General features: G+C 42.2%; 10 protein-coding genes and 1 other annotated feature. Of the genes, 1 reads left to right on the forward strand and 9 read right to left on the reverse strand.

The window, feature by feature from the left end; all coding sequences use genetic code 11:
* The 3 genes from aspS to HNR43_RS02960 all read right to left on the reverse strand — a co-directional run bounded on the left by aspS (position 1) and on the right by HNR43_RS02960 (position 4656).
* Positions 1-1779 carry an aspartate--tRNA ligase gene (gene aspS / locus HNR43_RS02950; RefSeq protein WP_183241144.1) on the reverse strand — a complete coding sequence of 593 codons (1779 nt, stop codon included), beginning with the start codon at positions 1777-1779 and terminating at the stop codon, positions 1-3.
* Positions 1780-1790: 11 nt separating this feature from the next.
* The gene (gene hisS / locus HNR43_RS02955; protein WP_183241146.1) at positions 1791-3062 is read right to left on the reverse strand and encodes a histidine--tRNA ligase; all 1272 of its coding nucleotides are present in this window, start codon (positions 3060-3062) and stop codon (positions 1791-1793) included.
* Between the two features lie 52 nt (positions 3063-3114).
* Positions 3115-3344: a binding site (T-box leader), on the reverse strand.
* A 52-nt stretch (positions 3345-3396) separates the two neighbouring features.
* Positions 3397-4656 (reverse strand): N-acetylmuramoyl-L-alanine amidase family protein, encoded by a 1260-nt coding sequence (locus HNR43_RS02960; protein WP_183241148.1) that lies wholly within the window; start codon positions 4654-4656, stop codon positions 3397-3399.
* Between the two features lie 132 nt (positions 4657-4788).
* Here HNR43_RS02960 and HNR43_RS02965 point away from each other — a divergent pair, with 132 nt between their 5' ends.
* Positions 4789-4962 carry a hypothetical protein gene (locus tag HNR43_RS02965; protein WP_183241150.1) on the forward strand — a complete coding sequence of 58 codons (174 nt, stop codon included), beginning with the start codon at positions 4789-4791 and terminating at the stop codon, positions 4960-4962.
* Positions 4963-4997: 35 nt separating this feature from the next.
* On the opposite strand, the gene dtd is transcribed toward HNR43_RS02965, so the two are convergent.
* From dtd to secDF, 6 genes are all read right to left on the reverse strand, one after another.
* Positions 4998-5438, reverse strand: a complete 441-nt coding sequence (gene dtd, locus HNR43_RS02970) for a D-aminoacyl-tRNA deacylase (protein WP_183241152.1) — start codon at positions 5436-5438, stop codon at positions 4998-5000.
* A 14-nt stretch (positions 5439-5452) separates the two neighbouring features.
* Entirely contained in the window at positions 5453-7651 is a 2199-nt protein-coding gene (locus HNR43_RS02975) for a RelA/SpoT family protein (RefSeq protein ID WP_183241154.1), read from the reverse strand.
* 103 nt (positions 7652-7754) lie between these two features.
* Entirely contained in the window at positions 7755-8267 is a 513-nt protein-coding gene (locus HNR43_RS02980) for an adenine phosphoribosyltransferase (protein ID WP_003396235.1), read from the reverse strand.
* Entirely contained in the window at positions 8233-10593 is a 2361-nt protein-coding gene (recJ, locus tag HNR43_RS02985) for a single-stranded-DNA-specific exonuclease RecJ (protein ID WP_183241157.1), read from the reverse strand. Before recJ ends, HNR43_RS02980 begins: the two co-directional genes overlap by 35 nt.
* Positions 10594-10646: 53 nt before the next feature.
* Positions 10647-11540 (reverse strand): cation diffusion facilitator family transporter, encoded by an 894-nt coding sequence (locus HNR43_RS02990; RefSeq protein WP_183241159.1) that lies wholly within the window; start codon positions 11538-11540, stop codon positions 10647-10649.
* Between the two features lie 83 nt (positions 11541-11623).
* Complete coding sequence (gene secDF, locus HNR43_RS02995; protein WP_183241161.1) at positions 11624-13870, reverse strand: protein translocase subunit SecDF; 2247 nt, start codon at positions 13868-13870, stop codon at positions 11624-11626.
* Between the last annotated feature and the right edge of the window lie 47 nt (positions 13871-13917).

The raw sequence follows: 13917 nt of genomic DNA on the forward strand, positions 1-13917 counted from the left end.
TTAGTCTACTTTTTGAACGTCCTTCACTTGTAAATGCAATTCATCTAATTGCGCTTCACTTACTGCGCTTGGTGCTTCTGTTAACAGACAGCTAGCACTTGCTGTTTTCGGAAAGGCAATCGTATCACGCAAGTTAGAACGACCCGCTAGCAACATAACAAGACGGTCTAATCCAAGCGCAATTCCACCGTGCGGAGGTGTACCGTATTCAAACGCTTCAAGCAAAAAGCCAAACTGTTCTCGCGCTTGTTCTTCAGTAAAACCGAGCGTTTTAAACATTTTTTCTTGTATATCGCGCTCGAAAATACGGAGCGATCCTCCACCTAACTCATATCCGTTTAACACAAGATCATACGCTTGTGCACGAACGCTCGCTGGATCTGTTTCAAATTTTGGCACATCTTCACGAACAGGCATGGTAAACGGATGATGTGCCGCATAATAGCGACCTTCTTCTTCATCGTACTCAAAAAGCGGCCAGTCTGTAATCCATAAGAAATGAAACGCTGATTCGTCAATTAACTTCAAATCTTTTCCTAATTTTAAGCGCAACGCACCGAGCGCATCTGCCACGACTGATTTCTTATCAGCAACAAATAACAACAAATCGCCTGTTTCTGTCTCAAGCGTTTGCATCATTTGCTTTTGTTCATCTTCATTAAAAAACTTAGCAATTGGACCTTTCAGGCCGTCTGCTTCAACTTTCAACCAAGCTAATCCTTTTGCTCCATAACGAGCGACATATTCCGTTAACGCATCAATATCTTTGCGAGAATATTTGTCCGCTGCGCCTTTGACGTTGATCGCCTTCACTTGTCCACCGTTTTGCACTGCACTGGCGAACACTTTAAAGCCACAATCTTTCACTTGCTCAGATAGATCGACAAGCTCAAGTCCAAAGCGCGTATCTGGCTTGTCCGAGCCGAAGCGAGCGATCGCTTCATCGTATGACATGCGCGGAAATGGAATAGAAATGTCGATGCCTTTTGCGACTTTCATGACGCGCGCCATCATGCGCTCAATCATTGCTAAAATATCGTCTTGACTCATAAATGATGTTTCAATATCGACTTGTGTAAATTCTGGTTGACGGTCAGCACGTAAATCTTCATCGCGGAAACAACGAGCAATTTGATAGTATCGTTCAAAGCCAGCGACCATTAATAGTTGTTTAAAAATTTGTGGTGATTGTGGCAACGCATAAAACTCGCCTGGATGTACACGGCTTGGCACTAAGTAATCGCGTGCTCCTTCTGGCGTACTTTTCGTTAAGATTGGCGTTTCTACTTCTAAAAAGCCTTCTTCATCTAAAAAGTCGCGAATCGCTTTCGTCACTTGATGGCGCATTTGAAACGTTTGAAACATCACCGGGCGACGTAAATCTAAGTAACGATATTTTAAGCGAACATCTTCTGATACGTCCGTTTTGTCTGAAATTGGAAACGGCGGCGTTTTTGCTTCACTTAAAATCGTCACATGTGTCGCATGTACTTCAACTGTTCCAGTCGGTAAATTTGGATTGACTTGCCCTTCTTCTCGTTGAACGACCGTTCCTTCTACGTCTAACACGTATTCGCTGCGAATCGTTTCTGCGACTTGCAACGCCTCTTTCGAGACATCTGGACTAAACACAATTTGAACAATGCCTGTGCGGTCGCGCAAGTCAATGAAAATAAGCCCTCCTAGGTCGCGACGCTTTTGCACCCATCCTTTCAAGCGCACCGTTTGACCAATCGCTGTATCTGTTACTTCTCCACAGTAATGCGTCCTTCCGAACATACTTTCCCCTCCTATTGCAATACGTTTTTCATATGTGAAACAAATATGTCAAGGGATACTTCTTGCTGTTCCCCTGTTGCCATATGTTTGACGTTAATGACGCCTTTTTGCAATTCATCTTCACCTAAAATAGCAACGTATGCCGCATGCAAACGATCGGCTGCTTTCAGCTGTGCTTTTACTTTTCGATCTTGATAATCTTTTTCTGCCGCGATGCCTTCTTGACGAAGGGCAGCGACGAGAGCAACCGCTTCTTCTTTTGCTTGTTCTCCTAATGCCACAACATAACAGTCAATTCCTTCTGAAATCGGTAATGAAATACCCTCAGCCTCTAATGCAGCAAGCAAGCGCTCAATGCTTAAAGCGAATCCGATGCCTGGCGTTTCAGGCCCGCCAATTTCTTGAACGAGACCGTTATAACGTCCACCGCCGCATAATGTCGTAATGGCTCCAAATCCTTCTGCCTCACTCATAATTTCAAACGCTGTATGATTGTAATAATCTAAACCACGTACAAGCCGAGGATCGACTTCAAATGCGATGCCAAGCTTTTGTAAATACATTTGCACTTTTTCAAAATATGTGCGCGACTGTTCATTTAAGTAATCAAGAATCGACGGAGCTGTGCGCATAAGTTCGTGGTCGCGATCTTTTTTACAGTCTAAAATACGCATCGGATTTTTATGTAACCGCGCTTGGCAATCATCGCAAAACTCATGAATGCGAGGTTGGAAATGATCGATGAGCGCTTGTCGGTGCGCTTTTCTACTTTCGACATCGCCTAAACTATTGATCACAAGTTTCAGTTTTTTCAGTCCGAGTGAGCGATATATATCCATCGCTAAAGCAATGACTTCGGCATCAATCGCTGGATCGTTACTTCCGAGCGCTTCGACACCAAATTGGACAAACTGACGAAAACGACCTGCTTGTGGACGTTCGTAACGGAACATCGGCCCCATGTAATACAGTTTCACCGGTTGATTCGGATATCCGTACATTTTATTTTCAACAAATGAACGGACGACTGCTGCCGTTCCTTCTGGACGAAGCGTTAAACTGCGACCGCCACGATCTTCAAACGTGTACATTTCTTTTTGAACAATATCCGTTGTATCGCCGACACCACGTAAAAATAGTTCCGTATGTTCAAAAATTGGCGTGCGAATTTCTTGATAATTGTAACGACGACAAAGTTCGCGTGCAATTCGTTCAATATATTGCCATTTTGCCGCTTGTTCTGGCAAAATGTCTTGCGTCCCGCGCGGAATTTGAAATGACATATCATTCCCTCCTTTAGTTTTTATGCAAACAAAAATCTCCCACCCCTAATAAATTAGGGACGAGAGATGAATTCCCGTGGTGCCACCCTAGTTGAAGCGCATGCTTCCACTTTCATCCGATAACGCTCGGAAAGCGTTCTCTCCTACTAACGATGACGCGTTCAAAGAGAAACCTACGGAGTGTTCGTTCGTTAAGTCATCATGGAGAAATGCTTCCAGCCTACGGCATTTCCTCTCTGGCCATGTGTACTCTTAACTACTTTTCTCCATCATCGGCGAGATGTTGAATTTTCTTTTATATTACGTACGAACAAACCATTTGTCAAGACGACCTTTATTTTTCGAAATAACGAAGCAATCCGCTACAAATCGCTTCTATCGCTGCCTGTTGATATGTTGGGGATACGACGAACAGCTCCTCATTCGGATTGCTTAAATAGCCGAGCTCAAGCAATACAGAAGGACGGCTATTTTCGCGCAAAACATGATAATTTCCTACACGAACCCCACGTTGCTGAATGCCTGTTAAGCGACTGAGGGGATGAAAAAGCGCATCTGCAAGCGACCGATCGATTGATTTATAGTAATATACCGTTAATCCGCTCGCCGTGCGATTTAACGCGCTGTCGTAATGAATGCTAATGAACGCATCTGCTTTATTGTTCGTAGCTATTTGTACTCGCTCACTTAACGATAAAAATCGATCGTCTTCGCGCGTTAAAATGACGTTAACCCCCATTTGCTTCAGTTTTTCACTTAACAACAGCACTGTTTGTAACGTTAACATTTTTTCAATTGTCCCATTAATACCTGTTGTACCGTAATCTTTTCCGCCATGTCCTGCATCAATGACAATCGTTTTTCCTACTATTGTTTGATTTTGAGAAGGAGTGGATGTTTGGTTTACTTGAACGACCCATTCGGCCACATATCCAATCGTTTCAGCATCCACTTGAATGACATACCATTGCCCTTCTTTTCGAATGACTCCGAACTGATCGCCACGTTTTGCTTTCGAAATCACAGGCGATTGGGTAGAAGGGGCAGAACGAATATTTGTATTGTCGTATAACATTTGAACATATGTATCGTATGTCATTTGTTCACTATTTTGCTCAGCGTTTGCTACATACGCCCGATTCACCCATCCTTCTTTTCCTTCCCAGCGTACGTATATCCAATCACTTTGTGTCATCGTCGCCGTTCCTTTCTCGTTGCGATTGACATAACCGATGACCGCATATGTCGTTCCTGGTCCTTTGCGAATACGTAAACCATCTACTTGGCATACGACAAGTTGTTGTATTTGTTTTTTCGCTTCAACCGATTCGTTTTGCATTTGAACGTATTTTCCATGCACCCAACCTGTTCGATTTGAGGCGAGCCGGATTTGTAGCCATTCTCCTCGCTTTTGAACGACAGGATATTGCTTTCCTTTTGCTACTTTTTCTTGTACCGCAAACGTAAATCCCGGGCCGGTACGGACATTGAGTTGGTTAACAGCTATGCGCACATTCATCGCTGCTTCCGCCGTTTGTACGATCAGCAACAAACAACAAAAAACGAATAGTAACGTCATAAGCGATTTTTTCATGTTGCAAATCCCCCTACGTTGTCAATGGTCGCTACTTTATTTCTTCACAAACAAAAAAAATCCTTCTTTGAATGAAAAGGTAGAAAAATTGGGAATAATACGAACGATATTTGACGCGAAAGGAGCTTAATGATGCGCCATAGTGAAAAAGGGGAATTTATTCATTCACAATCACCACTTATGCACGTCGATTTTCATGCATTTGTTCAAAAAGAAAGCGAGCTCACATCGTTCGAACTCGCTTCTGAATTTGGGCTTACTCTTCGTGATGTACAAAAAATAAAAAAATATTTAGCACGAGGATAAAAAAAACCGAGCTCGTCCACATGCGAGCGCGGTTTTTATTTGCTTTCAACGATTAATGTCACCGGTCCAACGTTTGTCAGTTCTACATCCATCATCGCGCCAAATACACCTGTTTCTATGTGAATTCCTTTTTGGCGTAATTGCTCATTAAACGCCTCATAAATATGTTTCGCGTGCTCTGGTTTTGCCGCATCCATAAAATTTGGTCTTCGTCCTTTGCGACAGTCTCCGTACAACGTAAATTGTGAAATCGATAAAATCGATCCGCCTACATCTAAAAGGGAAAGGTTCATTTTGCCATGTTCATCTTCAAATATGCGCAAATGAGCAATTTTGTCGGCAACAAATGCCGCATCCTCCTCGGTATCATGATGAGTAATGCCAACTAATAGTACAAGCCCAAACTCAATTTCCCCGACCACTTCTCCGGCTACTGTTACTTTTGCATGTTTTGCTCGCTGAACAACGACTCTCATTGCGTCAACCCTTTCTAGTTCATAATCCGTCTCACTGAATAAATGTCTGGAATTTGTTTAATGCGTTCCACTACTTTTTGAAGATGGCTCACATTATGAATAAAAATCGTCATATGAATCGTCGCCATTTTGTTGCGATGATCCGTTCTTCCAGAAACAGCTGAAATGTTCGTTTTCGTCTCATTGACAGCTTGCAATACTTCATTAAGCAAGCCACGTCGATCATAACCAGTAATCTCAATATCGACTGTATATTCTCGTTGACAGTTCGCCCCGCTCTCCCATTGAACAGGAATAAGTCGCTCTTTCGCCTCCTCTGCGAGTACATTCGGGCAATCGGCACGATGAACAGAAACACCACGTCCTTTTGTAATAAAACCGATAATTTCATCGCCAGGCACCGGATTGCAACAGCGAGATAAACGAATAAGTAAATTATCTACTCCTTCGACGCATACACCAAAATCACGTTTTTTCATTGGGGTAATGGTCTTCGCCTCTTGGAGCATGTCCGACAAGCGTTTCGCTTGTTCTTCTAAATCGCGTTGTTTTCTCCACTTTTCTGTTAAACGATGCGCGACTTGAGCAGCTGTAATGCCGTTATATCCAACAGCAGCATACATATCTTCTTCATTAGCAAAGTTAAATTTTTCTGCCACCCGTTTCATATTTTCAACGGTGAGCACTTCTTTTACATCAAAGCCCATGTTGCGAATTTCTTTTTCAACAAGCTCTTTCCCTTTTTCCACATTTTCTTCACGGCGTTGCTTTTTGAAAAATTGGCGAATTTTATTTTTCGCATGCGATGTTTGGGCAATTTTTAACCAATCTTGGCTCGGACCGTATGAATGATTGGACGTTAGAATTTCAACAATATCTCCTGTTTGTAGTGGGTGATCGAGCGGAACCATTTTTCCGTTTACTTTTGCCCCAATCGTTTTATTTCCGATTTCTGAGTGAATACGATACGCAAAATCAATTGGCACTGAACCAGCTGGAAGTTCGATGACATCACCTTTTGGTGTAAAAACAAACACCATATCGGAAAATAAATCCATTTTCAACGTTTCGACAAACTCTTCCGCGTTGTTCGTTTCGTTCTGCCATTCGACAATTTCGCGAAACCATGATAGTTTTTCTTCAAACGTGTTCGGGCGAATCGTCTTTCCTTCTTTATATGCCCAGTGAGCAGCAATTCCAAATTCTGCAATATGGTGCATTTCGAACGTCCGAATTTGCACTTCAAGAGGCTCGCCTTTCGGACCGACAACGGTCGTATGAAGCGATTGATACATATTCGGCTTCGGCATGGCAATATAATCTTTAAAACGCCCTGGCATCGGTTTCCAACATGTATGGATAATGCCAAGTACCGCATAACAGTCTTTAATGCTTTCAACAATAATGCGCACAGCAAGCAAATCGTAAATTTCGTTAAATTGTTTATTTTGCAAAACCATTTTGCGATAAATGCTATAAATATGCTTCGGACGTCCAGAAATTTCAGCTTGAATACCAACTTCATGTAACCGTGCACGCATTTCTTGAATAACTTCTTCTAAATATTGCTCACGTTCCGCTCGCTTCTTTTTCATTAAATTGACGATGCGATAATATTGTTGCGGGTTTAAATAGCGAAGGGCTGTATCTTCAAGCTCCCATTTAATTTTTGAGATTCCAAGTCGATGCGCAAGCGGTGCAAAAATTTCAAGCGTTTCATTCGCAATGCGACGTTGCTTTTCAATCGGCAAATGTTTTAACGTGCGCATGTTGTGCAAACGGTCCGCCAACTTAATTAAAATGACTCGTATATCTTGCGCCATCGCCAAAAACATTTTGCGATGATTTTCTGCTTGTTGTTCTTCATGTGATTTATATTTAATTTTCCCTAGCTTCGTTACACCATCAACGAGCATCGCCACTTCTTTTCCAAATTCTCTTTCTAAATCTTCTTTCGTCACGTGTGTATCTTCGACGACATCATGCAAAAATCCAGCCGCAATTGTCGCAGGATCCATTTCTAAGTCGACTAAAATACCTGCTACTTGAATCGGATGAATAATATACGGTTCGCCAGACTTCCGATATTGCTCACGATGTGCTTCTTTCGCAAACTTATATGCCCGTTCGATAAACTGTACGTCGTCTTCCGACAAATAACGGCTCGCCTTTTCAATGACTTGTTCTGCCGTTAATACTTGTTCATTTGCCATGCAATCACCTTTTATTTTAAACGTATTTACAATATTATCATGAAAATTTTTTCAAATGTAAAGAGCAACATGCGAAAAAGAGGAGCGTTGTGCCCCTCCTTCATTAAAATTGCATTAACGTTAAAATATCGTATCCTTTTAATTTTTCGCGACCTTCTAAATACGTTAACTCAATTAAAAATGCAATGCCTGCAACAACACCACCGAGCTGTTCAACAAGCTTAATCGTCGCCTCGATCGTGCCGCCAGTTGCTAATAAATCGTCTGTAATAAGGACGCGCTGTCCTGGTTTAATCGCATCTTTATGCATCGTTAATACGTCCTTGCCGTATTCTAAGCCGTATTCGACACGAATGACTTCACGAGGCAATTTGCCTTCCTTACGAACAGGGACAAATCCAACGCCAAGCGCATAGGCAACTGGACAACCGATAATAAACCCGCGTGCTTCTGGTCCCACAACAACATCAATTTTCTTTTCACGTGCATAATTGACGATTTGATCTGTTGCGTATTTGTACACTTCCCCTTTGTCCATAATGGTTGTAATATCTTTAAATTGAATACCTGGTTTTGGGAAATCAGGAACAATCGTGACGTATTGTTTTAAATCCATTGATATTTTCCTCCTCATACAATGAATCAAACCAACGTTTCAGTTGGGAATAAGATGAGTATAAAAACATATGCTCAAGTTCGGCCTGCGCTTGCTTTAATCGGTAAGAAGGCGATTCTGTTAGATCCCGCTTTTGCACATGACGGGCTAAAGAGACGATCCCGTTTTCAATTGTAATAAATCCAAGCTCTTTAAACACTTGAATCATAAACAAAATCGCTTCTTTTGTCCACCCGCGCGAGCGAGCCAAATCGTCAGCGTAACGTCGCATATCAAAAGGGCTACGCTTATGCAAAAAGGAATACAACCACTTAAAATGTTCACGCGTCGGCAATATACTAAAGAAGTGATTCTCCCTTTGATAGAATAACGCATAAATGCGTTCAGGTAAACTACAACTTAATAAAACTTTGACGATTTGCTGTGACGGAGGCATATCAAGAAAAACGACATATTTTCCACTCACATCAATCGTCGCTTCTTGCTCGCTTTGTACATGCACAATTTCGTCGGCATATGCCGCCAACTGCAGCACATCTACCGTGTCGTGATGAAAAGCGATAAATAAACGTTTGTCTTTTGGGAGCGATGCTATAAACTTACTTGGATGACGAATGTGGCGCATATCAAACAATTGCCATTCATCCACAGCTACATCTTGAATCATTAACTGCGGCTTTCGAAAGTTATTCCATTCGTTAATGGTCAGCTCTCCTACGACCGAAAGACGAGCGTTCGGTGCAATTTCATCCCCAACATGTCCGAAGCCGAATCCGATCGCTTCTAACGTTTTTCCATCTTCCGCTAGCAACAATTTTAAGTGGTTCTGATCCGTTCCGATTTTTCTCAACGTATCTAGTTGTACATGTTGGAAAAGGACACGCGGTTTCGGATTTCCCATCCCAAACGGTGCAAGCCGATTCATTTGTTCAATTAATTCTATCGAAACATCGGCAATCGAACAACGCAGATCGACATGTGTAACAGGAATCAAGTGTTCTGCTGTCAATTGTTGCTTCGCTGCTTCGTTTAGGCGACGACGTAATTCATCTACATCATGAAAAGAAAGCGTCATACCCGCAGCCATCGGATGTCCGCCGAAATGGGGTAAAATGTCGCGACAGTTTGATAAATTCGCAAATAAGTCAAATCCCTCAATACTCCGCGCTGATCCTTTGGCTATCCCTTTTTCTTGATCAATGCTTAACACGATCGTCGGGCGATAAAACTTTTCGACTAAACGAGATGCCACAATGCCAATGACACCGACATTCCAACCTTCTTTCGCCACAACTAACGCGCGATCATCTCTATAATGTTGCTCGACAAGTTGAATCGCTTCTTCCGTTATCTCATTGACGAGTTGTTGGCGCTCGCGATTCATCGCATCAATTTGCTCAGCTAGCATGTCCGCTTCATTTGCATCTGTCGTCAACAACAGCTGAACAGCTGGATCAGCGCAATCGAGACGTCCTGCTGCATTAATGCGCGGACCAATCATAAAGGCGATCGTATCTTCCGTCACATCTGTATGTGATACACCGCATTGTTTACAAAGTGCTTGTAGACCGAGGCGTTTCGTTTGACGAAATTGCTCAATCCCTAACCGAGCAAGTAAATGATTCTCGTCTTGAAGCGGAACGAGATCAGCAATCGTTCCAATTGCGACAACGTCCAGCCATTCATACGGCACGCGCCCAATGAGCGCATGAGCAAGCTTAAATGCTACCCCGACGCCCGCTAAATGTTTAAACGGATAGTTTGGACTTATTTTTGGATGAATCGTTGCATATGCTTCCGGCAACACCGGACCGGGCTCGTGATGGTCCGTAATAATTAAATCGATACCGAGCTGTTTGGCTACGTTAGCTTCATGTAAAGCAGAAATACCTGTATCAACTGTAATAATTAACGATACCCCTTGTTCCTTCGCAAATTTGAATGCTTGTTCATTTGGCCCGTACCCTTCGGAAAAGCGATTCGGAATGTAAAAAGACACATTCGCTCCTTTTTCTCGTAATGCGCTGACCATCACAACAGTACTGCTTACTCCATCGGCGTCATAATCGCCGAAAACAAGAATACGTTCGCCATTTGCAATTGCTTTCTCTATTCGCTCGACCGCTTTTTCCATGTCGTTTAACAAAAATGGCGAATGAAACGATTGCTTTCGCTCAAAAAAAGAACGAGCGGCTTCAACGGTATGATAGCCGCGGCTGACAAGCAATGAAGCAACGAGCGGAGCTATATGTAACGCTTGCGCAATCATTTGCACTTGTTGTTCGTTTACTTGTTTGATGTTCCAGCGGGTTTTCGATGCTAACATATCATTCACCCCTCAACCTTTTTATTATACAAAACAATACGCTGTGGGGCAATTTATTGTTCATCATATGGATTCATATGCACCATCACATTATGCACTTGTGGAAGCGACAACAGTTTTTCTTTTACCCTCTTCCCAATTTCATGTGCCTCTGAAACAGTTAAATGTGGTGCGACAGCAATTTTTAAATCAACAATAACGTAATGACCATGTTGGCGTGCAAAAAGGGAGTCGATACGCTTGACCTCTGGAAACGAAAGAACAGCTTCACGCAAATGTATCGTTTCTTCTTCGTGCCACACATGATCAAGCGCATGATGAATCGACTCTGCTCCTAGCTTCCACGCCATTTTTAAAACAAGTAGCGAAACGAATAGCCCCGCAACGGGATCGGCATAAACGAGCCATGGTGCATGTAAGGTTTCACCTAACATTGCGGCGATAATCCCAATGCATGCCGCAATGGAAGAAAAAACATCCGAGCGATGCTCATACGCATTTACAATAATGGCATCGCTTTTAATTTTTTTCCCTAACGCATATTTATAACGAAACATCGCTTCTTTTACGATGATGGATAAGATGACCGCATATACAGCTATCATCTTCGGCGGTTCAATCGAGTGAAAAAATGAAGAAAAAGAAGAAGTACCAATTTCTACTCCGACGAGAAAAAGCAAAACCGCCACAATAATGGCAGCAATCGATTCCGCCTTCCCATGTCCATACGGATGATCATCATCGGGTGGTTGTTTTGCGACACGTAACCCAATCCATACAGCAAGCGATCCTGCTACATCAGAAGCAGAATGTACCGCATCAGCGATCAACGCCTTACTGTTTGCAATCACTCCAATCCATCCTTTGATTACCGCTAAGACGACGTTGCCGACAACGCCAATCATCGCGGCAAATTGAGCTTGTCGAAAACGCTCTTGTTCATTCACCCCATTCGCTTCCTTTCCCTTGTGTTTTTTTTAGTGTATCCTATTCACGCTATGAAAAAACGTCGCGGCATGCGCCACGACGTTTATACTTCTGGTTCTGCTTCTAATTGGTCGCGTTTTTGTTTTCCCTTTTTCAATTGCTTTGCTTTCCAAATAAGCCATAATTGTGCTGCGATAAAGAGCGAAGAATATGTGCCGGAAATTAAACCAGCAAGCAATGCGAATGAGAAATTGCGAATCGCTTCACTACCGAACAATAAAAGTGCGACAACGGTAAACACAACGGTTAAAACCGTATTTACAGAGCGTCCAAATGTTTGTTGTAACGCTTTGTTGACGACATCTTTTAAATCGTCAACCGTTTTCACTTTCCGTTTTTTCATTAAATAACGAATACGATCAAACGTCACGATCGTATCGTTAATTGAATAACCAACGATCGTTAACACAGCTGCAATAAACGTTAAATCGACTTCTAAACGAGTTAAACTAAAGAAAGCAATGATAAAAAACGCATCATGCAATAGCGCAACAATAGCTGCAATTGCCATATACATTTCAAAGCGAACCGTTACGTAAATGATGATACCGATAGACGCAATGAGTACGGAAATAAACGCATTGCGCGCCAATTCTTTTCCGACTGTCGGCGATACGGTACTTACGTTCGGTTCTACCCCGTATTTTTCTTTAAAATGCGATTTCAACTTTGAAATTTCTTTTTGATCAAGTACCCCGAGAAAACGCACAATCGCCATTTCGTTGTTATTGCCAGACAGAACAATATCTTTCGGTTCGAGTTGCAATTGTTTTAACTCTTGCTTCACTTCTTCTGTCGTTAATGATTTTTCGCTCATTAAATCAACGCGCGTACCACTAGAGAAATCGATTCCTAAATTCAATTTAGCCGTTAGCAATAATACAAGCCCGATAGCAAACATGGCTCCTGAAATGATGAAAAATAGTTTACTTCGTTTCACAAAATCGAAACGCTCAAACTTCGTCGGCACATCTGTATCGTCTGTCACTTTCGCAATGTCTAATACGTCTTTTGGATTGACGCCAAAGTAATGTAGTTTTTTATCAAATAAACGGCTTTTCACCAATAAGCCAAGCAATACACGCGTCCCATACACCGCTGTAATAAAGCTCGCTAAAATGCTGATGATGAGCATTGTCGCAAATCCTTTGACAGAGCTCGTCCCATACGCAAACAAAACCACACCAGCAATAATCGTTGTAATATTTGCATCTAAAATGGTACCGAAAGAACCGCGATTACCGATGCGATATGCTGACATGAGCGATTTTCCAAGCTTTAGTTCATCTTTTATCCGCTCGTATGTAATAATGTTTGCATCGACCGCCATACCAACCCCGAGAATAAGCGCCGCAATTCCCGGTAGCGTCAACACTCCGTTCATCCAATCAAAGACAAGCAAGATGAGATAAATATATACGCTTAATGTAACGACAGCGACAATTCCCGGCAAACGATAAAAAATAAGCATAAACAAAAAGACAAGCGCAATGCCGATGACACCAGCAAAAATCGTTTTTTGTAACGCTTGTTCACCAAACTGCGCGCCGACTGATGTGGAATAAATTTCTTTTAACTCAACAGGGAGTGCACCTGCATTTAATAAATCAGCTAATTGTTTTGCCTCTTCAACGGTGAAATTCCCAACGATTGAAACATCTGTCTGGTTGAACACTTCGTTAACTTGTGCTGCTGAAATAAACTTCGGATGCTCTTTCCCGACTTCCTTTGCGTACGAGTCAACACCTTCGTTGAAATCAAGCCAAATGACAAGCACGTTGTTTGGTGCCATACTTAATACTTTTTGTGTGACTTCTTTAAACTTGTTGGCATCTTTTAATTTAATTGCAACGCTTGGTTTTCCTTTATCGTCAAACGTTTGTTTTGCGCCTCCTTCAACGAGGTCGCTCCCATCCATCAATACGTTATCATGTACATCACGAAACGTTAACTTCGCCTCTGTAGATAAAATTTCACGAGCTTTATTTTGATCCTTCACCCCTGCTAATTGAACGCGAATACGATCGTTCCCTTCTACGTCAATGCGTGGTTCGCTCACTCCAAGCACGTTAATGCGTTTATTTAACGCGCTTACCGTACTAAGCAACACGTCTTTCGTAATTTTTTCTCCTTCTTTTGTCGGCTTCACTTCGTATAAAATTTCAAAGCCACCTTGCAAGTCTAAGCCGAGCTTAATGTTTTTTACGATTTTCTCTGCTGTTGTTCCCATCATGCCGCCTAGTAAAACGACAAGAAGGAAAAAAGCAATGATGCGACTACGTTTTACCATAAAAATCCTCCTCTATTCTGGCACTTGCCAGAATTTTTACCAACAAA

This window comes from Anoxybacillus mongoliensis (assembly GCF_014201515.1).
Taxonomy (GTDB): Bacteria; Bacillota; Bacilli; order Bacillales; family Anoxybacillaceae; genus Anoxybacillus; species Anoxybacillus mongoliensis.